The organism is Pseudomonas sp. RW10S2, assembly GCF_014268985.1.
GTDB classification, from domain to species: domain Bacteria; phylum Pseudomonadota; class Gammaproteobacteria; order Pseudomonadales; family Pseudomonadaceae; genus Aquipseudomonas; species Aquipseudomonas wayambapalatensis.
The window spans coordinates 1-20,777 of the sequence record NZ_JABWRO010000031.1 but is presented as its reverse complement, the minus strand read 5'-3'; the positions used below and the strand labels follow the sequence as shown (position 1 = coordinate 20,777).

Sequence of the window (20,777 nt, the reverse complement as noted above, 5' to 3'; positions counted from 1 at the left end):
GTCGAATACGCGTCCTTTCCACATTGGCCGGAGGACGCGAGATGGAGATCGTCGTTGGAACACAGCAGGAGCTAGGGCAGACGCGCTTGCAGCAGATGGACCGTTATCGTTATCGGGTATTCGTCGACACCCTGGGTTGGGAGCTGGCTTGTGATCCAGGTCGCGAGCGTGATCAGTTCGACCATGACGAGACGCTCTATGTGCTTGCCTGCAACGATCAGGAGCAGGTCATAGGCACCGCGCGCTTGCTGCCAACCAGCCAACGCTACCTGCTTGCAGAGGTGTTCCCGCAGTTGATGGGCGATCAGACACTGCCATGTGATTCGCGTATCTGGGAGCTGTCGCGCTTCTCCGCCATGGACTTTGGCCTGGCCGGGACGAGCTCTGGAGGCCAATTTTCCTCCGTCGTTGCCACACAGTTGCTGGATGCCGTGTTGCGCTGCGCGGCCGCTCGGGGCGTGCGGCAGTTGATCACCGTGTCACCACTGGGCATCGAGCGGTTGCTGCGCCGTGCAGGCTATCGCGCCCGTCGAGCCGCGGCGCCGATGCGCGTGGGCGATCATTGGCTGTTCGCCTGCTGGATCGACGTCCCGACCCAGGCCTGCACAATTGGGGAGGTTACAGATGCCGCGGACTATCGTTCAATCCACCGCGCCGCATAGAAGCCCCTGGCTGCGGCCTGGACACCATCACTTGAAAGGACTTCTCCATGGATAACATTCTGGTCGTAATCGGTCATCCTGACTTGAGCAGCTCGCGGGCCAATGCCGCCATCGTCGAAGCCCTGCAAGGCAGCAATGTCACACTGCACCCCCTGTCGGCGGCATTGGGCAGCAATGGCTTCGACATTGCCGCCGAGCAGAAGCTGCTGTGCGCCCATGAGCGTATCGTGCTGCTGTTCCCGCTTTACTGGTACTCGTGCCCGGCATTAATGAAGCGCTGGATCGACGATGTCTTCACGCCCGGTTTTGCCTATGCACGCGGTGGCGACAAGCTGCAGGACAAGGAGTTTCTGATCGTCACCACCGTCGGGGCGCCAGCGTCCGGCTACCGCGCGGGCGGGTTCAACCGGTTCACGCTGGATGAGCTTCTGCGACCGCTGCAGCAGACCGTCGCCTACGTGAAAGGTCATTACCTGCCGCCGATTCCGTTGTTCGAGTCGGTGTTCATCGCCGATGAGCCGCTGGACGAGTCGGCGCGTGAAATCGCGGGCTTGATCACCAGCCGCCAGGAGTCGCCCGACGAGGCCTACGAGAAGCTCCTGCTCAAGGCCGAATTGGCTGCCATCGCCCTGCTGCAGCAATGACTGGGGCGTGCAGATGATGCCAGCGGCCCTGATTTGCGCCCCCAAGGATGTTCGTCTGGTCGCCGAGCTTGCGCAGCTGGATTTCCTGCACTGCGCTGCGGTGCGCGTCGGTGGGCGCATCACGGCCCTGCAGGCTTACTGCGCGATGACTGCGCATATCCCGGCGTGGCTGTCTGCGGCTTTTCGCCTTCGTGACTTCGTTTCCCGCCGGTTTCGGGTGGCCGACATCCATGGTTTTACACCCCGAACGGCCGAGCGGGAACCTGCGGTGGGCGAGCGCCTCGACTTCTTCACGGTGGAGGCGATCGATGCGCATCGGCTGGTCCTCACCTCCCGCGATACGCATCTGGCGGTCATGGTCTGCCTCGATCTCACACCTGCGGGCGAGGGGGTGCAGCGCTTGAGCGTGACGACCTCCGTCCAGCGATACAACGCCTTTGGAAGGCTCTACATGATCCCGGTCGGCCCTGCGCACGGCCCCATCGTCAAGCGCATGCTGAAGAACGCTGTGCTCGCCTTCCCCGTCGAACCCTATTAGGTAATCAACATGGAACGTCAGTTACCCCTGACCCCACAGGTCTTGCACAAGGGCACTGTGGACGACGTACTGCTCTCCGGATTTCAGGATCTTCTGCCGGCTCGTCTGACCCTCGAAGAGACCGACTTCCTGCTCGAACATCTCGATGAGCGCGGTTGTGCTGCGTTGGGCGCCCTGTATCGCGACGACGATCAAGGTGGCCGGGTGCTTGCCAGCGTCCCCGCCACACTCGGGCAGGAAGACTTCGATTCCCTCGACAGTTTCGAAATGAATGCCCAGGGCTACTATGCGTTGCACGAGGGCGGCTATCGACTGTCCGCCGCCTGGCTGCCGCGCCAGGTCGAGTGCTACCTGCAGAGGCGTTTCGGGTTGCCGGTTGCAGATCCGGCGTTGGTCACTCAATTGGCCGACACGCTGCACGCGCTGCCGGGCTGGACACGTGCCAACCTGTCGTCGTACGGCCTGATGAACGACACCAACAACTACTTTTTCTACAACAAGCCCCATGAGCACGTGCCCGGCCTGATGCTGATCGAAGTGGCTCGTCAGGCGATGTACCACTATTTCTACAGCCATTCGGGTTACCGGCGCGGTGAAATCTCGATCTCGATCGAAGATTTGTCCGTCTCCTTCAACAACTACACCGAGTCCACCTATGCGGTGGAGGTTGTGGTTCAGCACAGCGCTGGCGAGAAGCGCGCCCAGCCCCGGACGGTGGACAAGACCGCGATGTTCTTCCAGAACGGTAATCTGGTCACCACGCTGCGCCTGCGTGGCAGTGCGATCAAGATGCCGCTGTTCAAGCGCATGCGCACGGTCAACTTTCCGGAGAGCCACTGGTTCGCCCCCTCCGACCGGGTGTTGCCGCAGGTCTTGTTGCACACGGCGCAAGGCACGGCAGTCGAAGGGTTGCTCGAGCATGTTTCATTGCGGGCGGTGAGGTTTCGCATGGAGGAAAACGCGCAGGCCCCTGAGGTGGTGCAACTGTCCATCTATGTACGGGACATGGGTTTCCTGAGCTTCCCGATCGCAGAATGCCGACCTTCGCAACAGCCCTCGGTGCAACTGGCCGTATTCGCCAAGCTTGATCGCGCCACCCTGTCGACGCTCAAGGAAGTCATCAAGTGCCATTGCTTCCACGAGCCCTTGCAGGAGCTGTCGGTGGCTGCCCAGGCGAGCAATGATGCCCAGGGCACGCCTTGCAATGATCGGCAGAGCGGGTAACTGGCGTGGCCTCGGGATACCCGTTGACACGCCAGTCGATCACCCTCGGACGACACCTGAACCTGAAGAACCGTGTGTACTTCGCACCCATGGGTATCGATCTGGGTCGTGAAGGTTGCCTGACGCCGCAGATGCTGACCTTCTACAAGGGCATCATCGACGGAGGCTGCGCCATGGTGGTGTTGGCCAACTCAGCAGTCGATGCATCCACGCGGCTGCACGAGGGAGGGTTGTGCCTGTACGAGCAGCGTCACGTCGAGCACTTGGCGCCGCTGATCGACTACGGGCGGGAAAATGCCTGCCCTGTGGTCGTGCAATTGCAGCACTACGGCAGCCAAGGCGATCTGGCGCGCAGTGGCGGTGTTCTGCTGACGCCCAGCCGGGCGGTGGGTAGTCGAAGCCGTCGCGGTACGAGGGTCATGACTCACGAGGACGCCCGCAGCGTCTGTGCCCAGTTCGCCAATGCCGCACGTCTGGCGCAGCAAGCCGGTGCGCGCATGGTGCAATTGCAGGCCTCCAATGGCTACCTGTTGAGCAGCTTCCTCTCGCCCTACAGCAACCGACGAACGGATCGCTACGGCGGCTCGCCGTTGCGCCGGGCCCGTCTGCTGCTGGAGGTCATGGACGCGATCGTGGAGGCAACCCAGGGCGGAATCGACATCTCCGTGCGTCTGGGTATCGATGATTGCCTGGGTGACAAGGGGCAGCAACCGGCACTGCTCGAGCAGGTGGTCCCTGCGCTGGAGCGTGCAGGTGTGGCGGCCTTGATGTGTTCGGCGGCAATCAAGGAAACGTTCCACTACATGCTGCGTGCCGATCCGCGTGTTCACGCCATGCTGGTGCATGGCGTGAAGCACATCCGCGAACTGACGTCGCTCCCGGTCGGCTTTGCCGGCTTCACAGGCTCGCTGGCCCAGGCCGAGGCCTTGCTCGAGCTGGGCGTCACTGACCTGGTGGGCATGAGTCGTGCCCTGTTCGCTGACAACGACCTGGTGAACAAGTCGTTGCAGGGCAAGCCGGGAAGCGTTCAGGCCTGTCGATTCGAGGGCAACTGTTTCCGTGACAAGAGCAATCCCCAGCTGGATCGCGTGTACTGCTGCGTCAATGAGCGGTACAAGCGGCCAGCCTCTATTCGATATGACTAAGGAGAGTCCAGATGCAGTTCCAGGGAAAGACCATCGTTGTCACCGGTGGCAGCAGTGGTATCGGCCTGAGCATTTCCCGGCGGCTGAGCGAGGAGGGGGCGCGCGTCGTCGTGCTTGGGCGCAGCCTGGAGAAGGGGCGTTCGGCGCTTGAGCAACTGGGCGCGCAGGCCAGTTTCATCCCGTGCGATGTCGCTGAGCCTGGCGCGGTGCGCGATGCCTTCGCCGAGATCGAGGCGCGTTTCGGCGGACTCGACCATGCCGTCAATGCCGCGGGTATCACTGCACCGTATGCGCAGGTCGCCGACCTTCAGGTGCAGGACTGGGAGCGGGTCGTGCGTATCAATCTGAACGGCCCGTTGTTTTGCCTGCAACATGAGTTGCGGTTGATCGCCAGGAAGCCAGGTGGCTCGATCGTCAATCTGTCCTCCTGCGCGGGGGTGATGGCCATGCCCAACCAGGCTGCTTATGTGGCGAGCAAGGCAGGGCTCAACGCCCTGACCCAAGTGGTGGCGATGGAGAATGCCTGCGACCGCGATGGACGCCACGCGGTGCGTGTCAATGCGGTAGCGCCAGGGCCGATTCTTGGCGGGATGAATTCTCCGGAACGGCTGGCGGCCAATCCTGCGGGCACCGAGCGCAAGATCAACGCCACTGTCATGAAGCGCTTCGGCGAGGCAAGCGAGGTGGCTGCTGCAGTGCTGTTCCTGCTTGGCGACGGCGCCAGCTACATGACTGGCAGCGTGTTGAGCGTCGATGGCGGTTATCACATCGGCAAGTTCGAGTGAGGCGCTGATGGCTCACATATTCATTACGGGCGTCAGTTCGGGCATCGGGCTGGCACTGGCCAGGTTGCACCTTGAGCGGGGCGATGAGGTCTGGGGTATTTCGCGACGGATACCAACGGCGCTGCTGGAGCATCCGCGCATGCATTTCCGGGCGCTGGATCTTTGTGCGGGCGAGGCTGTCCAGCCTGTTCTGCAGGCCTTCATCGGTGAGACGACATTCGAAACGGCCTACCTTAACGCCGGAACATTCGGTAGCGCGCCGGAGCTTGCGAGCAATACGCCAGTGGAGTCCTTCCGTTCGGTGCTGGAGCTCAATCTGGTGGCGGTGAAATGGGTGCTTGACCTGCTGCTGTGCCGACAGGCCAAGGTTAGCCAGGTGGTGTTCTCGGCCTCGGTTTCAGGCATCCGTCAGCGCGCAGGCATGCTTTCCTACAGCGTCTCCAAAGCCGCCCTCAACGCCCTGGCCAAGGTCTACCAGTTGGAGAATCCGCAGGTGTTCTTTGCGGTGCTGGGGTTATGCAATGTCGCCACCACCGTGGCGCAAACCATCCTGCAGGCCGACGAGCGCTTTCCCGAACTGGTGGCCTTGCGAGAGCGCTCGACGCAGCCGGGGTACATCGTCAGCGCACAACAACGCGCCGCGCAAATCGTCGACCTGCTTGGCCGACGTCACGCAATCGCGCTGCAATCAGGACAATTCTACGAAGTCAGAGAGCTTCTCGAACGCATGCACATGGAGGTTTGCCAATGAATCAATCCAGTTACGCCAACATCGTCCGGATCGGCGCGATCTATGACATCGTCGCCACCCTGCCATTTGCCGTTCCATTGCTGAGTGCCTGGGCATTCCAGCTTTTTGCAGGGCTCGATGCCTGGCTTGGCCTGGGTACGTCCTTCAGCGTGCTCGACCCCACCTCGATGTTCTTTATCAATCTAGGTGCCCTGGCTTATGTCATCTGGGGTGTGGCGCGCCTGCGCGAACCTTCGGTGGCCAATGGTCGACTCGATGCGTTGCTGCGTCTGTTGGTCGTCGGTCTGCAGATGGTGGCTCTGAGCCAGGGAGCGACGCCGATCCTTTGGGGGCTGGCGGTGGTTCTGTCGATTTTCGCGGTATTGCAACTGCGCAGACCGAACCATGCCGTTAGTGCCGCAGCGGAAAAACGCGCGCTGGGCTATTGAATGGCTGTGCCCGGGCCGCCTGCGCCCGGGCCTCGATGCTACGCCTTGTTCAGGTACATCCGCGTGGTCAGCAGGTATACCGGCAATCCCGATACCAGGATCAGCAACGCCGCATAGGGCGCTGCCGCTGCGAACTCGACGTTGGCCGTGTGCGCCCAGACTTCCGTGGCCAGGGTGGTCATGCCCGTGGGGCTGAGCAGCAGGGTCGCGGTCAGCTCCTTCATGGCGTCCAGGAACACCAGGGCGAAGGCCGCCGCCAGTGCCGGGAAGATGATCGGAAGGGTGACCCGGCAGAACGCCGCGAAGCTGCTGGCGCCCAGGGTGCGGGCGGCTTCCTCGAGTGTCGGCGAGGCCTTGTTCAGCGCTGTGCGCACTGGCGCCTGGGCCAGGGGCAGGAAGAGCAGGGCGTAGGCCAGGATCAGCAGTGCAGTGGTCTGGTAGAGCGCTGGCACGTAGTGCAGGGCGAAGAACACCAGGGTCAGTGCGATCACCAGGCCGGGAAGCGCATGCAGCAGGTAGGGCAGGCGTTCGGCCCAGATCGCCAGACGGCCCTTATAGCGCACCACCAGGAAGCTGATCGGCAATGCCAGCACTACGCAGAAGCCAGCACCGCCAAGCGATACCGACAGGGAGGTGAGCAAGGCCTTGCCGATTGCCGCCGCCGGGAAGGCTGCCGACGAGCCGACACTCAGCCAATAGCCAAGCATGGCCAGCGGAATGCCGCTGCCCAGCACCGCCAGCCCGAGACAGAACAGCTGTGCCGGCAGGCTCCAGCCTTTGAGTCGCAATGGCTGTGCACGACGCGCCACGCCCTGGCCGATGCGCACGTGGCGGGCCTTGCCGCGTACGCGCAGTTCCAGCCAAAGCATCACCAGGCACAGTGCCAGCAGCACAGCCGAGAGCATTGCCGCGTTAGCGTTGCTGAACTCCAGTTCGAACTGCTGGTAGATCGCCGTGGTGAAGGTCTGCAGGCCGAGGATCGACAGTGCGCCGAACTCCACCAGCATGTGCAGGGCGATCAGCAACGCACCGCCGAGCATGGCTGGCCACAGCAACGGCAGGGTGACCTTGAGGAACACGTCCCAGCGGCTGCAGCCGAGGGTGCGGGCCGACTCCTCCAGCGAGGTGTCCAGATTGCGCAGGGTAGCGGCCACCGGCAGGAACACCAGCGGATACTTTGACAGCGCCATCACCAGGATCGCCCCGCCGAGCCCTTCGAAGTCCGAGCTCAGCGACACCCAGGTGAAGCTGCTGACGAACGACGGTACGGCAAACGGCAGGCACAACACCACGCCCCACAGGCGGCGCCCGCGCAGGTCGCTGCGTTCGAGCAGCCAGGCCAGCGCCAGGCCGACCACCATGCACACCAGGGTGACACCGACCATCAGCAGCAAGGTGTTGCGCAGCAACCCCCAGACGAAGGGGCGCCAGAGCAGGCGCAGGGCTTCATGCCAGCCGGCTTCCCAGGCTTTGATGGCGACATACAGCAATGGCAACAGGCTCATCGCCACCAGGAACAGCACAGGCAGCACCACCCACACGGAGGGGCGCTTGCGGCGTGGCACGAAGCGTACCAGGGCCGGGTCGGGCGCGGCGGCAGTCATCAGAGCAGACCGACCTCGCGTTCGAGCTCGATGGCTTCTTCGGCATTGCCGAGGTCTGCCGGGCTGATCTTCGGTGGGCGCAGCTCTTCGAACGGCTTCAGACCGCGGTCAGACACCATGCCTTTGTGCAGTGGATATTCGGCGGTGGTCTGGGTGATCACGCGCTGGCCTTCTTCGCTGGCCATCCAGTTGAGCAGCGCTTGGGCTTCCTTGGGATGCTTGCTGGCCTTGACCGCTGCGGCGCCGGAAATGGTGACCAGGTTGCCGGCATCGCCATCGGCCAGGTAGTACAGCTTGGAGTCGAGCTTGCCGCGCTCGCGCTCCAGGGCGTACCAGTAATAGTTGTTCACCAGCACGGCAGCGACTTCGCCTTTTTCCACCGCTTTCAGGGCGACCATGTTGTTGGTGTAGGTCTTGCCGAACGCCTTCAGGCCGGTGAGCCATTCTTCGGTGGCCTCGCGGCCGTGCATCTTGAGGATGGCCACGGCCTGTTCCTGGAAGGCGCCGCTGGTCGGTACGTAACCGACGCGGCCGTCCCACTCAGGATCGGCAAAGTCCATCACGGTGGTGGGTAGGTCTTTCTCGTCGATCTTCTTCGGGTTGTAGACCACCACGCGGGTGCGCGCGGTCACGCCCATCCAGGTGCCGTTGGCGCCCACGTATTCCTTGGGCAGCATGTCCAGGGTGGCGTCGTCGATTTTCGCCAGCAGGCCCAGTTCGCCCAGGTTGTTCAGGGGTGGGGATTCTTCGGTGTAGATGACGTCGGCAGGCGAGCGTGTGCCTTCCTCGATGATCTGGCTGGCCAGCTGGTTGCTGCTGCCCTTGCGGATATTGATGTGGATACCGGTCTTGGCCTCGTAGGCCTTGGCGATGGCTTCGCCGATTTCCTTGTGCTGGCCGTTGTACAGGGTCAGGCTGACCGGTTCGTCTGCCAGGGCGGCCGGCGCGCCAATCACCAGGCCCAGGACAGCGGCGGCCAAGGTGCGCATCAGCGGTTTCGGGCGGATCGTCATGCGGGTACTTCCTCGCTTACGGCTACATATTTCGAAACAATGGTAAACGAAATCGTTTCTCATGTGGCCGTATGAGGGCAAATAGTCGGGAGGAGGCGGATGCTGGCGCGGCGGGAGGGCAAAAAACGCAGGCAAGAAAAAACCCACTAGCAAGCTAGTGGGTTTTTATATGGTGCCCAGGAGAAGACTCGAACTTCCACGACCGTTAAGTCACTGATACCTGAAACCAGCGCGTCTACCAATTCCGCCACCTGGGCAAAGCTTTTACATCTACTGCATGAAACTTGAATCGTGTTGCTGAATGACAGAAAAACCTGCTATCTATCACTCGAAATATTTGGTGCCCAGGAGAAGACTCGAACTTCCACGACCGTTAAGTCACTGATACCTGAAACCAGCGCGTCTACCAATTCCGCCACCTGGGCACACATTTTGTCGAGGTCACATGATGCTTTACATCAGGTTTCATCTCAACTACAACGTCGGCTGTCCGTCGTTGTGGTGCGCACTATACGGATGCCCCTGAGGGCTGTAAAGCCCCGGATCGAAAAAAATTTCAAAAAATTCAAGTTGTTGATTCCAGTGACCTATTGCCGCTGCCGGGGCGCCCGGCAGGGGCTGTCCAAGGCAAAGATTTCCGGTTTCAATACGCGTATGCCAGAATCCCTATCTATATACCCCAAGGTGAACCCCTTCTGATGGCCGATTGGCAATCCCTCGATCCCGAGGCCGCTCGCGAAGCGGAAAAATACGAGAATCCCATCCCCAGCCGTGAGCTGATCCTGCAGCGCCTTGCCGACCGTGGCGAACCCGCCGCGCGCGAGGAGCTGGCGGCAGAGTTCGGTCTGTACGAAGAAGACCAGATCGAGGCCCTGCGCCGCCGTCTGCGCGCAATGGAGCGTGATGGCCAGCTTATCTATACCCGGCGCGGCACCTATGCCCCGGTAGACAAGCTCGACCTGATCTGCGGCCGTGTCTCCGGCCACCGCGATGGCTTCGGCTTCCTGATCCCCGACGACGGCAGCGAAGACCTGTTCCTCAGCCCTGCGCAGATGCGCCTGGTGTTCGACGGCGACCGTGGCCTTGCCCGGGTCTCTGGTGTCGATCGCCGTGGTCGCCGCGAAGGCGTGCTGGTCGAGATCATCTCCCGCGCCCATGAAAGCGTGGTTGGCCGCTACTTCGAAGAAGGCGGCATCGGCTATGTGACCCCCGACAACCCGAAGATCCAGCAGGAAGTGCTGGTGACTGCGGGGCGCAACGGCGGCGCCAAGATCGGCCAGTTCGTCGAGATCAAGATCACTCACTGGCCGACCCCGCGGTTCCAGCCGCAAGGTGACGTGGTCGAGGTGATCGGCAATTACATGGCGCCGGGCATGGAGATCGATGTCGCCCTGCGCAGCTACGACATTCCGCACGTCTGGCCCAAGGACGTGATCAAGGAAGCGCGCAAGTTCCGCTCCGAAGTCGAAGAGAAGGACAAGGAAAAGCGCATCGACCTGCGTCACCTGCCGTTCGTCACCATCGACGGCGAGGACGCCCGCGACTTCGACGATGCCGTCTATTGCGAGCCTTTGGGCAAGCTGCGCCTGTTCTCCGGCGGCTGGCGCCTGTACGTGGCGATCGCCGACGTTTCCAGCTACGTGCGCCTGGGCTCGGCCCTGGACGTCGAGGCCCAGCAGCGCGGCAACTCGGTGTACTTCCCTGAGCGTGTGATTCCGATGCTGCCCGAGGAACTCTCCAACGGCCTTTGCTCGCTGAATCCGCATGTCGATCGCCTGGCCATGGTCTGCGAGATGACCATCAACAAGGCCGGCCAGATGGTCGACTACCAGTTCTATGAAGGCGTGATCCACTCCCATGCGCGTCTGACCTACAACAAGGTCAGCAGCATGCTCGAGCACTCCCGCACTCGCGAAGGCAAGGCGCTGCGTGAGGAGTACAGCGCAGTCCTGCCGGACCTCAAGCACCTCTACGCGCTGTACAAGGTGCTGGTCGATGCCCGCCATACCCGTGGTGCAATCGACTTTGAAACCCAGGAAACCCGGATCATCTTCGGCGAAGACCGCAAGATCGACGAAATTCGTCCGACCGTGCGCAACGACGCCCACAAGCTGATCGAGGAATGCATGCTGGCGGCCAACGTCGCCACCGCCGAGTTCCTGCAAAAGCACAACGTGCCGTCGCTGTACCGCGTGCACGATGGTCCGCCACCGGAGCGCCTGGAAAAACTGCGCGCCTTCCTCGGTGAGCTGGGGCTGTCGCTGCACAAGGGCAAGGATCCATCGCCGAAGGACTACCAGGCCCTGCTGGCGAGCATCGCCGGGCGCCCGGACTTCCACCTGATCCAGACCGTCATGCTGCGCTCGCTGAGCCAGGCGGTGTACAGCACCGAGAACAACGGCCACTTCGGCCTGAACTACGAGGCTTACACCCACTTCACCTCGCCGATCCGCCGTTACCCTGACCTGCTGGTGCACCGCGCCATCCGCAGCGTGATCCGCTCGAAGATCGATACCCCGCACGTCAAGCGCGCCGGTGCGATGAGCATTCCCAAGGCGCGGATCTACCCGTACGACGAGAACAGCCTCGAGCAGATGGGCGAGCAGTGCTCGATGACCGAGCGCCGCGCCGATGAAGCCACCCGCGACGTGGTCAACTGGCTCAAGTGCGAATACATGCGCGACCGCGTGGGTGAGACTTTCCCAGGCGTGATCACCGCAGTGACCGGTTTCGGCCTGTTCATCGAGTTGACCGACATCTATGTCGAAGGCCTGGTGCACGTCAGTGCGCTGCCGGGCGATTACTACCACTTCGATCCTGTGCACCATCGCCTGGCCGGTGAGCGTACTGGCCGCAGCTTCCGCCTGGGCGACACCATCGAAGTCAAGGTGATGCGCGTCGACCTCGAGCAGCGCAAGATCGACTTCGAGCTTTCCGAGGCCGCGATCAAGGCGCCGGGCGGCCGCAAGCCGCGTAGCGAATCGGCTGACACCGGCAAGCCTGCGGGCACCAAAGGTTCGGTCAGGTCCGAGCCTGCACCGGCTACCGAGGCGAAGATTTCGCCCAAGCCGCGCAGCCGCAAGAGCGAAGCTTCCGAGGCCTACTTCCCGAAAGATGCCGTGCAGCGTAATGCCGAGGTGCGCAAGAGCCGCGAAATGAAGAAGGCGCTGATGGGGGATGCGCGGCAGCACACCAGTGCCAAGGCCGAGAAGGGCACCAAGGCGTCCGGCAAGACCAAGCATCGCAAAGGCCCGTCGAAGTCCGGCGCGCCACGTAAGGGCAAGAGCGGCAAGTCATGAGTCAGCTGGAAAAAATCTACGGCGTGCATGCCGTGCAGGCGTTGTTGCAGCACCATCCCAAGCGGGTCAAGCAGATCTGGTTGTCGGAAGGGCGTAGCGAGCCACGTCTTCAGACGCTGCTGGCGCTGGCTGCAGAAAACCGCGTTGCGGTCGGCCAGGCCGAGCGCCGTGAGCTGGACGCCTGGGTCGAGGGCGTGCACCAGGGTGTGGTCGCCGAGGTGAGCCCCAGCCAAGTGTGGGGCGAGGCGATGCTCGAGGAGTTGCTCGAGCGCACCGAGACGCCGCCGCTCATCCTGGTGCTCGACGGTGTCACCGACCCGCACAACCTCGGCGCCTGCCTGCGCACCGCCGATGCTGCGGGCGCGACGGCCGTGGTGATTCCCAAGGACAAGTCGGCCACGCTCACCGGCGTGGTGCGCAAGGTCGCCTGTGGCGCTGCCGAGGTGATTCCGCTGGTGGCCGTGACGAACCTGGCGCGTACCCTGGAGAAACTCCAGCAGCGTGGCCTTTGGGTGGTCGGCACTGCTGGCGAAGCGGAGCAGGAGATCTATCAGCAGGACCTCACCGGGCCCCTGGTGATGATCATGGGCGCCGAAGGCAAGGGCATGCGCCGCCTGACCCGCGAGCATTGCGACTTCCTGGTGAAGCTGCCGATGGCTGGTAGTGTCAGCAGCCTGAACGTCTCGGTGGCGACCGGGGTGTGTCTGTTCGAGGCGGTGAGGCAGCGTCAGGCCAAGCGTTGAGGGTCTGAAGCGGCGGCGTTCCTTTCGCGGGCAAGTCGGACCGCCGAACCGCCGCTCCCACGGGGCCTGTGCAGGTCTGTAGGAGCGGGCTTGCCCGCGAAAGAGTCACCGCCGCTCTCACATACCCCACCAATATGTTTCCGACTGTTCAAATAATCGCCAATCACCTTGCTTGTCCAACCCGCCTTCTCTACAATTGCGCCCCTTGCCGGGCTGGCAGGTGCGCATGCGCCTTCCCTCAAGCAAGACATACAGTGTCATTCACTCCTTGTCTGACCAGATTCGCTGGCAGACTACTAACCCGTAAGGAGCATTCATGCGTCATTACGAAATCATCTTCCTGGTTCACCCGGACCAGAGCGAGCAAGTCGGCGGCATGGTCGAGCGTTACACCAAGCTGATCGAAGAAGATGGTGGCAAGATCCACCGCCTGGAAGACTGGGGCCGTCGTCAACTGGCCTACGCAATCAACAATGTTCATAAGGCTCACTACGTGATGCTGAACGTTGAGTGCACCGGCAAGGCCCTGGCCGAGCTGGAAGACAACTTCCGCTACAACGATGCCGTGATCCGTAACCTGGTCATCCGTCGTGACGAAGCCGTTACCGGCCAGTCCGAGATGCTGAAGGCTGAAGAGAACCGCAGCGAGCGCCGTGAGCGTCGCGAGCGTCCTGAGCATGCTGACTCCGCCGATGGCGACGACAGCAATGACAGCGACTCCAGCGATAACGCTGACGAGTAATCCACGGACCTTTAGAGGAGCCTATTAAATGGCACGTTTCTTCCGTCGTCGTAAATTCTGCCGCTTCACTGCTGAAGACGTGAAAGAGATCGACTTCAAAGATCTCAACACCCTGAAAGCTTACGTATCCGAAACCGGCAAGATCGTTCCAAGCCGTATCACTGGTACCAAAGCTCGTTATCAGCGTCAGCTGGCTACCGCTATCAAGCGCGCCCGCTTCCTGGCCCTGCTGCCCTACACCGACAGCCACGGCCGCTGAGACCGGGTCGTCGACAAGCAGTAAGGGATAGGCATGCGAGCGTTGGCTGATTTCATCATGCGCGGTCGTGTGCAGGCCACTGTCGTGGTGGCTGGTTGTGCGGCATTGCCGCTGTTGTTCTGGTTGAGTGCCGCCGCCGGGAGCCTGGTGTTCCTGCGGCGTGGTTTCAAGGACGCATCCTCGGTCATCGTGTGGGGCATCTTGCCCGCGCTGGCCTGGTGGGTCTTCGGCGAGCCGCGCACCTTGATGGTGCTGCTGGGGACGCTGGGGCTGGCTGCGCTGTTGCGCGCCGGGCATTCCTGGAACCGGGTGCTGTTGTCCAGCATCGCCTTGGGCCTGTTGTACGGTGTCATCCTCGGTTCAGTGTTCCGCGAACCGATCGAAGCTCTGGCGCGAGCGCTTGAAAAAGCCCTGCCGCAGATGCTCGACGGTCTCTACCAGCAGTTGACGGTAGAGGAGCAGGCACACCTGGGGGCACTCATCGTACCGGTGCTCAACGGCCTGATTGCAGCTTTGCTGCAGGTCGTCAGCGTTCTGGCCCTGATGTTGGGCCGGTACTGGCAGGCCGCGTTGTACAACCCGGGAGGTTTCGGCCGCGAGTTTCAAGCGGTGCGGATTCCCCTGGTGCCGGCACTGGTGCTGCTGGCGTGCATGGTGTTCGGGCCGAACTTCGGTTCCGCCGTCGCCTTGCTTACGCCGCTGTGCAGTGTGCCGCTCATGTTCGCGGGCATCGCCCTGCTGCATGGGCTGGTGGCCCAGAAACGCCTGGCCAGGTTCTGGCTGGTGGGGTTGTACGTCACGCTGGTGCTGTTCATGCAGCTGACCTATCCGTTGCTCGTGGTCTTGGCCATTGTCGACAGCCTGATTGATTTTCGCGGTCGCCACTCCCCCAAGGGGAATGATTCCGCGAACGGTGAAGGTTAAAAGTTAAGAGGTTTTACCAAATGGAACTGATCCTGCTGGAAAAAGTCGCCAACCTGGGCAACCTGGGCGACAAAGTAAAAGTTAAGGCTGGTTACGGCCGTAACTTCCTGCTGCCATTCGGCAAGGCCACCGTTGCCAACGCCGCTAACCTGGCTGCATTCGAAGAGCGTCGCGCAGAGCTGGAAAAAGCCGCTGCCGACAAGAAAGCTTCGGCTGAAAGCCGCGCTGCCCAACTGGCCGAGCTGGAAGTGACCATCACTGCCACCGCTGGCGACGAAGGCAAGCTGTTCGGTTCGATCGGCACCCACGACATCGCTGATGCCCTGACCGCCTCCGGCGTTGAAGTGGCCAAGGCTGAAGTTCGTCTGCCGAACGGCACCATCCGTCAGGTTGGCGAATACGACGTAGCCGTGCACCTGCACAGCGACGTTGAAGCCACCGTACGTGTGGTCGTCGTAGCTGCCTAAGCTGCGCTGACTGACTGGCCCCTCGCGGGCCAGCCGGTTAACATCGGGCACGGTCCTGTTTTTCAGGCCGTGCCCTTTGTCTTTTTGAACCCCCAGAATTCTTGCGTGGCCATGAACGAGATTACCAATCCCGAACAGCTCGACCTGCAAACCGCTGCCCTGAAGGTGCCGCCGCATTCCATCGAGGCCGAACAGGCTGTGCTCGGTGGCTTGATGCTGGATAACAACGCCTGGGAGCGAGTGCTGGACCAGGTGTCCGATGGCGATTTCTACCGGCATGACCACCGCCTGATCTTCCGTGCCGTGCACAAGCTGGCCGATGCCAACCAGCCGTTCGACGTGGTCACCCTGCACGAGCAGTTGGACAAGGAAGGCCTATCGACCCAGGTCGGTGGCCTGGCGTATCTGGCCGAGCTGGCCAAGAACACCCCGTCGGTGGCCAACATCAAGGCCTACGCCGCGATCATCCGCGAGCGGGCGACGCTGCGCCAATTGATCAGCATCAGTACCGACATCGCCGACAACGCCTTCAACCCGCAAGGGCGCAACGCCGAAGAGATTCTCGACGACGCCGAGCGGCAGATCTTTCAGATCGCCGAGGCGCGGCCCAAGACCGGTGGCCCGGTGGGGGTCAACGAGCTGTTGACCATGGCCATCGACCGCATCGACACCTTGTTCAACTCCGACAGCGACATCACCGGTGTGTCCACCGGCTTCACCGACCTGGACGAGAAGACCAGCGGCCTGCAGCCCGCCGACCTGGTCATCGTCGCCGGCCGTCCGTCGATGGGCAAGACCACCTTCGCCATGAACCTGGTCGAGAACGCGGTGCTGCGCAGCGACAAGGCCGTGCTGGTGTTCTCCCTCGAGATGCCTGGCGAATCACTGATCATGCGTATGCTCTCGTCGCTGGGGCGCATCGACCAGACCAAGGTCCGTTCCGGCCAGCTCGACGATGACGACTGGCCGCGCCTGACCTCGGCGGTCAATCTGCTCAATGACCGCAAGCTGTTCATCGACGACACCGCCGGGATCAGCCCCTCGGAGATGCGTGCTCGTACCCGCCGCCTGGCGCGCGAGCACGGCGAGATCGCGCTGATCATGGTCGACTACCTGCAGCTGATGCAGATCCCTGGCTCGGCTGGTGACAACCGGACCAACGAAATTTCCGAGATCTCGCGCTCGCTCAAGGCCCTGGCCAAGGAATTCAACTGCCCGGTCATCGCCCTGTCCCAGCTCAACCGCTCTCTGGAGCAGCGTCCGAACAAACGCCCGGTGAACTCCGACTTGCGTGAATCCGGTGCAATCGAGCAGGACGCCGACGTGATCATGTTCGTCTACCGTGACGAGGTGTATCACCCAGAGACCGAGCACAAGGGCGTGGCGGAAATCATCATCGGCAAGCAGCGTAACGGCCCGATCGGTTTTGTACGCCTGGCCTTCATCGGCAAGTACACCCGCTTCGAGAACCTCGCGCCGGGCATGTACAACTTCGACGACGACGAGTAACCACCCGGAACTGAATCGGCCCCTCTGTGGGAGCGGGTTTACCCGCGAATGCGAGGTTGAACCCGCCATCGCATTCGCGGGTAAACCCGCTCCCACAGAGGGCGATGTTTTTCTGGGCGATCACTATGATTCCGACCGCCACCGTCGGATTTGGTCAAAATTTGTGCTATATTCCGCGCCCGCGATTTCCCTGCACACCAGAACCGGTCACTGACATGCAAGCAGCCAAACCACTCTACGACTATCCCAAGTACTGGGCCGAATGCTTCGGGCCAGCGCCTTTCCTGCCAATGAGCAGGGAGGAGATGGATCAGCTCGGCTGGGACTCCTGCGACATCATCATCGTGACCGGTGACGCCTACGTCGACCATCCGTCGTTCGGCATGGCCATCATCGGCCGCCTGCTGGAAGCCCAGGGCTTTCGCGTCGGCATCATCGCCCAGCCGAACTGGCAGTCCAAAGACGACTTCATGAAGCTCGGCGAGCCGAACCTGTTCTTCGGTGTCGCGGCCGGCAACATGGACTCGATGATCAACCGCTACACCGCCGACAAGAAGGTCCGTTCCGACGACGCCTACACGCCTGGTGGCCTGGCCGGCAGCCGTCCGGACCGTGCCAGCCTGGTGTACAGCCAGCGCTGCAAGGAAGCCTACAAGCACGTGCCGATCGTGCTCGGTGGCATCGAGGCGTCGCTGCGCCGCATCGCCCATTACGACTACTGGCAGGACAAGGTCCGCCACTCGATCCTGGTCGATGCCAGCGCCGATATCCTGCTGTTCGGCAATGCCGAGCGGGCGGTGGTCGAGGTTGCCCAGCGCTTGTCCAACGGCGAGAAGATCGAATCCATCACCGACGTGCGTGGCACTGCGTTCATCCGTCGTGACACCCCCGAGGGCTGGTACGAGATCGACTCCACCCGCATCGACCGTCCGGGCCGTGTCGACAAGATCATCAACCCCTACGTCAACACCCAGGATACCCAGGCCTGCGCCATCGAGCAGGCCAAGGGCGAGGTGGAAGACCCGAACGAAGCCAAGGTCGTACAGATTCTCGACAGCCCGCGCGTGACCCGCGAGAAGTCGGTGATCCGCCTGCCATCGTTCGAGAAGGTACGCAACGACCCGGTGCTCTATGCCCACGCCAACCGCGTGCTGCACCTGGAGACCAACCCGGGCAACGCCCGTGCCCTGGTGCAGAAGCATGGTGAAGTGGATGTGTGGTTCAACCCGCCACCCATTCCCATGAGCACCGAGGAAATGGACTACGTGTTCGGCATGCCCTACGCGCGCGTGCCGCACCCGGCCTACGGCAAGGAGCGTATCCCGGCCTACGAGATGATCCGTTTCTCGGTGAACATCATGCGTGGCTGTTTCGGCGGCTGCACCTTCTGCTCGATCACCGAGCACGAAGGCCGCATCATCCAGAACCGCTCCCACGAATCGATCCTGCACGAGATCGAGGAGATGCGTGACAAGGTGCCGGGCTTCACCGGCGTGGTCTCCGACCTGGGCGGCCCGACCGCCAACATGTACCGCATCGCCTGCAAGAGCCACGAGATCGAGAAGCACTGCCGCAAGCCGTCATGCGTGTTCCCGGGGATCTGCGAGAACCTCAACACCGACCACAGCTCGCTGATTTCGCTGTACCGCAAGGCTCGCGCGTTGCCGGGGGTGAAGAAGATCCTCATCGCCTCGGGCCTGCGTTACGACCTGGCGGTCGAGTCGCCGGAGTACGTGAAGGAGCTGGTCACCCACCACGTAGGTGGCTACCTCAAGATCGCCCCGGAGCACACCGAGCGTGGTCCGCTGGACAAGATGATGAAGCCGGGCATCGGCAGCTACGACCGCTTCAAGCGCATGTTCGAGAAATACTCGAAAGAAGCGGGCAAGGAGCAGTACCTGATCCCGTACTTCATCGCGGCGCACCCAGGCACCACCGACGAAGACATGATGAACCTGGCCCTGTGGCTCAAGGGCAACGGTTTCCGCGCCGACCAGGTGCAGGCGTTCTACCCTTCGCCCATGGCCTCGGCCACGGCCATGTACCACTCGGGCAAGAATCCGCTGCGCAAGGTCACCTACAAGAGCGAGGGTGTGGAGATCGTCAAGAGCGACGAGCAGCGCCGCCTGCACAAGGCATTCCTGCGCTACCACGACCCGAAGGGCTGGCCGATGCTGCGTGAAGCGCTGACCCGCATGGGCCGCGCCGACCTGATCGGCCCGGGCAAGCACCAGTTGATCCCGCTGCACCAGCCGCAGACCGACAGCTACCAGAGCGCCCGTCGCAAGAACTCGACGCCTGCCGGTAGCCACAAGGTGGCCAAGGAGCAGAAGATCCTCACCCAGCACAACGGCCTGCCGCCGCGTGCCAGCGATGGCAGCAAGCCGTGGGACAAGCGCGAGAAGGCCAAGGCCGAGGCATTCGCCCGCAACCAGCAGGCGGCCAAGGAGCGCAAGGAAGCGGCCAAGGGCGGTGGCAAGAAGAAGCCGCGTCAGCCCGTTATCCCGCGCTGACCTCCAAGTCTGCATGGAGCATTGTGGGGGCGAAGCGCTGCCCCCACAGGTTCTGTAAAAGCTGTCAATCAGGCTTGTGATCGACCCACTTCGGTGCCACCGGGGCGATGAAGCTGTCCATGCCATCGAGCAACTCATCCGCCTGCTGACCGAGCAGCAGCATCGCCCGGTGCTGCGGCCGCACGAAACCTTCCTCGACGATATGGTCGAGGAAGCCGCCAAGCTTTTCATAGAAGCCATTCACATCCAGCAGCCCCAGTGGCTTGGCGTGATAGCCCAGTTGGCCCCAGGTCCAGACTTCGAACAATTCCTCCAACGTACCCAGCCCACCCGGCAGGGCGATAAAGGCATCGCTGAGTTCGGCCATGCGCGCCTTGCGAGCATGCATGCCGTCGACCACTTCCAGGCGCGTCAACCCTTTGTGGCCAACCTCGGCGTCCATCAGGCTCTGCGGGATGATGCCGATGACTTCGCCACCTGCCGCCATGGCAGCATCGGCGACGATGCCCATGAGGCCGACGGCGCCACCGCCGTAGACCAGGGTCAGGCCGCGGTGGGCGATGGCCTGGCCGAGGGCGATGGCGGCTTCACGATAGGCTGGGTTGGCGCCGATGCTGGCGCCGCAGAAGACACAGACGGAACGTACGGGCATTGCTTATCTCCAGTGCAGTTCACCCACTGCGCAGGCAGTGGGGCACACAGGGTAAGGCGCAATGGCGCGTGCTCCAAGCGTCGAATTCACTCCGGTCGGGCGAACTCATAGACCGCAGCACCGGTTGCGCCGCACGCATAGGCAGCCAACAGGCCGCGCATGAAATTTCCGAGATTCATGGCACTTGCTCCTAAATGAGAGGTTGTCCCATCGTCTATCAAGCAGGCATGATGTGCTCTTAGATTGTTTGTATACAATCCATTGAACAATACTACTGGCTGGCTCATTGATGGCCCTTGACTCAAATCAGCAAGGGTCTGGCCGGTTTCAGGCAGTCTCGCAATTGATAAAACCCTGCCAAGGAGATTCACGATGTTTGCGAAAGCTGTAGCGGTATCCCTGCTGACCCTCGCCAGCGCTTCTGTGTTCGCCGCCGAGTGCTCGGTGACCGTCGACTCGACTGACCAGATGTCCTTCAACACCAAGGAGTTCACCGTCGACAAGAGCTGCAAGGAGTTCACCGTCAAGCTGACCCACTCCGGCAGCCTGCCGAAGAACGTCATGGGTCACAACCTGGTGATCAGCAAGACCGCCGACATGCAGGCCATCGCCAATGAGGGTATGTCCCAAGGGCTGGACAAGGATTACATCAAGGCTGACAACGCCGCGATCATCGCCCACACCAAGATGATCGGCGCGCCTGAGAAGGAAACCGAAGTGAAGTTCGATGCGACCAAGCTCGAAGCCGGTGGCGACTACAGCTTCTTCTGCACCTTCCCGGGCCACATCTCGATGATGAAGGGCAAGGTTGTCGTCAAGTAATGACAGCTGTGTAGGGCCTTAGGGCCCCATTCGCGGGCAAGCCCGCTCCCACA

The 20,777-nt window shown here is 62.1% G+C and carries 20 protein-coding genes and 2 tRNA genes; 17 read left to right on the top strand and 5 right to left on the bottom strand.

Annotated elements, in window-relative coordinates; translation table 11 throughout:
* Positions 1-41 precede the first annotated feature (41 nt).
* From HU729_RS09455 to HU729_RS09420, 8 genes are read left to right on the top strand one after another with little or no spacing between them, the layout of a single operon-like run.
* Positions 42-662 (top strand): acyl-homoserine-lactone synthase, encoded by a 621-nt coding sequence (locus HU729_RS09455; protein ID WP_186709702.1) that lies wholly within the window; start codon positions 42-44, stop codon positions 660-662.
* A 47-nt stretch (positions 663-709) separates the two neighbouring features.
* Positions 710-1,306, top strand: coding sequence for an NAD(P)H-dependent oxidoreductase (locus HU729_RS09450; protein ID WP_054893190.1), 597 nt, complete (start codon positions 710-712; stop codon positions 1,304-1,306).
* A 16-nt stretch (positions 1,307-1,322) separates the two neighbouring features.
* Positions 1,323-1,844, top strand: coding sequence for a DUF2867 domain-containing protein (locus HU729_RS09445; RefSeq protein WP_186666122.1), 522 nt, complete (start codon positions 1,323-1,325; stop codon positions 1,842-1,844).
* 9 nt (positions 1,845-1,853) lie between these two features.
* Positions 1,854-3,068 (top strand): AfsA-related hotdog domain-containing protein, encoded by a 1,215-nt coding sequence (locus HU729_RS09440; RefSeq protein WP_186709700.1) that lies wholly within the window; start codon positions 1,854-1,856, stop codon positions 3,066-3,068.
* A gap of 5 nt (positions 3,069-3,073) precedes the next feature.
* A complete protein-coding gene (locus HU729_RS09435) occupies positions 3,074-4,213 on the top strand; it encodes an NADH:flavin oxidoreductase (protein WP_186665929.1) in 1,140 nt (379 codons plus the stop codon).
* An 11-nt stretch (positions 4,214-4,224) separates the two neighbouring features.
* Positions 4,225-4,998 (top strand): SDR family NAD(P)-dependent oxidoreductase, encoded by a 774-nt coding sequence (locus HU729_RS09430; RefSeq protein WP_186709698.1) that lies wholly within the window; start codon positions 4,225-4,227, stop codon positions 4,996-4,998.
* Between the two features lie 7 nt (positions 4,999-5,005).
* Entirely contained in the window at positions 5,006-5,749 is a 744-nt protein-coding gene (locus HU729_RS09425) for an SDR family oxidoreductase (RefSeq protein ID WP_186665931.1), read from the top strand.
* Positions 5,746-6,177, top strand: a complete 432-nt coding sequence (locus HU729_RS09420; RefSeq protein ID WP_186709696.1) for a hypothetical protein — start codon at positions 5,746-5,748, stop codon at positions 6,175-6,177. Before HU729_RS09425 ends, HU729_RS09420 begins: the two co-directional genes overlap by 4 nt.
* A 38-nt stretch (positions 6,178-6,215) precedes the next feature.
* Here the strand turns inward: HU729_RS09420 and HU729_RS09415 are convergent, their stop codons facing one another.
* From HU729_RS09415 to HU729_RS09400, 4 genes are all read right to left on the bottom strand, one after another.
* On the bottom strand, positions 6,216-7,781 hold the full coding sequence (locus tag HU729_RS09415; RefSeq protein ID WP_186709694.1) for an iron ABC transporter permease: 1,566 nt from the start codon (positions 7,779-7,781) through the stop codon (positions 6,216-6,218).
* Positions 7,781-8,794: an extracellular solute-binding protein gene (locus HU729_RS09410; protein ID WP_186665935.1), complete on the bottom strand. Its 1,014-nt coding sequence runs from the start codon at positions 8,792-8,794 to the stop codon at positions 7,781-7,783. The genes HU729_RS09415 and HU729_RS09410 overlap by 1 nt, the downstream gene beginning before the upstream one ends.
* 170 nt (positions 8,795-8,964) lie before the next feature.
* Positions 8,965-9,051 (bottom strand) — tRNA-Leu (locus tag HU729_RS09405).
* A gap of 81 nt (positions 9,052-9,132) precedes the next feature.
* Positions 9,133-9,219 (bottom strand) — tRNA-Leu (locus HU729_RS09400).
* Positions 9,220-9,492: 273 nt separating this feature from the next.
* Between HU729_RS09400 and rnr the strand changes: the two genes are divergently transcribed.
* The 8 genes from rnr to HU729_RS09360 all read left to right on the top strand — a co-directional run bounded on the left by rnr (position 9,493) and on the right by HU729_RS09360 (position 19,250).
* A complete protein-coding gene (rnr, locus tag HU729_RS09395; RefSeq protein WP_186665936.1) occupies positions 9,493-12,093 on the top strand; it encodes a ribonuclease R in 2,601 nt (866 codons plus the stop codon).
* Complete coding sequence (rlmB, locus tag HU729_RS09390; RefSeq protein ID WP_186665937.1) at positions 12,090-12,836, top strand: 23S rRNA (guanosine(2251)-2'-O)-methyltransferase RlmB; 747 nt, start codon at positions 12,090-12,092, stop codon at positions 12,834-12,836. The genes rnr and rlmB overlap by 4 nt, the downstream gene beginning before the upstream one ends.
* Positions 12,837-13,152: 316 nt before the next feature.
* Positions 13,153-13,578, top strand: coding sequence for a 30S ribosomal protein S6 (gene rpsF, locus HU729_RS09385; RefSeq protein WP_029612766.1), 426 nt, complete (start codon positions 13,153-13,155; stop codon positions 13,576-13,578).
* Between the two features lie 28 nt (positions 13,579-13,606).
* Positions 13,607-13,837 (top strand): 30S ribosomal protein S18, encoded by a 231-nt coding sequence (rpsR, locus tag HU729_RS09380; RefSeq protein ID WP_003249563.1) that lies wholly within the window; start codon positions 13,607-13,609, stop codon positions 13,835-13,837.
* A gap of 33 nt (positions 13,838-13,870) precedes the next feature.
* Positions 13,871-14,761 (top strand): hypothetical protein, encoded by an 891-nt coding sequence (locus HU729_RS09375; protein WP_186665938.1) that lies wholly within the window; start codon positions 13,871-13,873, stop codon positions 14,759-14,761.
* Positions 14,762-14,781: 20 nt separating this feature from the next.
* Positions 14,782-15,228 carry a 50S ribosomal protein L9 gene (gene rplI, locus HU729_RS09370; RefSeq protein ID WP_003249568.1) on the top strand — a complete coding sequence of 149 codons (447 nt, stop codon included), beginning with the start codon at positions 14,782-14,784 and terminating at the stop codon, positions 15,226-15,228.
* Between the two features lie 111 nt (positions 15,229-15,339).
* Complete coding sequence (gene dnaB, locus HU729_RS09365; RefSeq protein ID WP_054894540.1) at positions 15,340-16,737, top strand: replicative DNA helicase; 1,398 nt, start codon at positions 15,340-15,342, stop codon at positions 16,735-16,737.
* 215 nt (positions 16,738-16,952) lie between these two features.
* On the top strand, positions 16,953-19,250 hold the full coding sequence (locus HU729_RS09360; protein WP_186709692.1) for a YgiQ family radical SAM protein: 2,298 nt from the start codon (positions 16,953-16,955) through the stop codon (positions 19,248-19,250).
* A 64-nt stretch (positions 19,251-19,314) separates the two neighbouring features.
* Here HU729_RS09360 and HU729_RS09355 read toward each other — a convergent pair whose 3' ends face one another.
* Entirely contained in the window at positions 19,315-19,902 is a 588-nt protein-coding gene (locus HU729_RS09355) for a TIGR00730 family Rossman fold protein (RefSeq protein WP_054894542.1), read from the bottom strand.
* A 372-nt stretch (positions 19,903-20,274) separates the two neighbouring features.
* Here HU729_RS09355 and azu point away from each other — a divergent pair, with 372 nt between their 5' ends.
* Positions 20,275-20,724 (top strand): azurin, encoded by a 450-nt coding sequence (azu, locus tag HU729_RS09350; protein ID WP_186665943.1) that lies wholly within the window; start codon positions 20,275-20,277, stop codon positions 20,722-20,724.
* Positions 20,725-20,777: the final 53 nt, after the last annotated feature.

Excerpts from the sequence above, each read along its gene's own strand:
- azu (WP_186665943.1), top strand. The coding sequence starts at position 20,275 with ATGTTTGCGAAAGCTGTAGCGGTATCCCTGCTGACCCTCGCCAGCGCT.
- rlmB (WP_186665937.1), top strand. The coding sequence starts at position 12,090 with ATGAGTCAGCTGGAAAAAATCTACGGCGTGCATGCCGTGCAGGCGTTG.
- HU729_RS09375 (WP_186665938.1), top strand. The coding sequence starts at position 13,871 with ATGCGAGCGTTGGCTGATTTCATCATGCGCGGTCGTGTGCAGGCCACT.
- rnr (WP_186665936.1), top strand. The coding sequence starts at position 9,493 with ATGGCCGATTGGCAATCCCTCGATCCCGAGGCCGCTCGCGAAGCGGAA.
- rplI (WP_003249568.1), top strand. The coding sequence starts at position 14,782 with ATGGAACTGATCCTGCTGGAAAAAGTCGCCAACCTGGGCAACCTGGGC.
- HU729_RS09430 (WP_186709698.1), top strand. The coding sequence starts at position 4,225 with ATGCAGTTCCAGGGAAAGACCATCGTTGTCACCGGTGGCAGCAGTGGT.
- HU729_RS09445 (WP_186666122.1), top strand. The coding sequence starts at position 1,323 with ATGCCAGCGGCCCTGATTTGCGCCCCCAAGGATGTTCGTCTGGTCGCC.
- HU729_RS09420 (WP_186709696.1), top strand. The coding sequence starts at position 5,746 with ATGAATCAATCCAGTTACGCCAACATCGTCCGGATCGGCGCGATCTAT.
- rpsF (WP_029612766.1), top strand. The coding sequence starts at position 13,153 with ATGCGTCATTACGAAATCATCTTCCTGGTTCACCCGGACCAGAGCGAG.
- rpsR (WP_003249563.1), top strand. The coding sequence starts at position 13,607 with ATGGCACGTTTCTTCCGTCGTCGTAAATTCTGCCGCTTCACTGCTGAA.
- HU729_RS09415 (WP_186709694.1), bottom strand. The coding sequence starts at position 7,781 with ATGACTGCCGCCGCGCCCGACCCGGCCCTGGTACGCTTCGTGCCACGC.
- dnaB (WP_054894540.1), top strand. The coding sequence starts at position 15,340 with ATGAACGAGATTACCAATCCCGAACAGCTCGACCTGCAAACCGCTGCC.
- HU729_RS09355 (WP_054894542.1), bottom strand. The coding sequence starts at position 19,902 with ATGCCCGTACGTTCCGTCTGTGTCTTCTGCGGCGCCAGCATCGGCGCC.
- HU729_RS09455 (WP_186709702.1), top strand. The coding sequence starts at position 42 with ATGGAGATCGTCGTTGGAACACAGCAGGAGCTAGGGCAGACGCGCTTG.
- HU729_RS09360 (WP_186709692.1), top strand. The coding sequence starts at position 16,953 with ATGCAAGCAGCCAAACCACTCTACGACTATCCCAAGTACTGGGCCGAA.
- HU729_RS09440 (WP_186709700.1), top strand. The coding sequence starts at position 1,854 with ATGGAACGTCAGTTACCCCTGACCCCACAGGTCTTGCACAAGGGCACT.
- HU729_RS09410 (WP_186665935.1), bottom strand. The coding sequence starts at position 8,794 with ATGACGATCCGCCCGAAACCGCTGATGCGCACCTTGGCCGCCGCTGTC.
- HU729_RS09425 (WP_186665931.1), top strand. The coding sequence starts at position 5,006 with ATGGCTCACATATTCATTACGGGCGTCAGTTCGGGCATCGGGCTGGCA.
- HU729_RS09450 (WP_054893190.1), top strand. The coding sequence starts at position 710 with ATGGATAACATTCTGGTCGTAATCGGTCATCCTGACTTGAGCAGCTCG.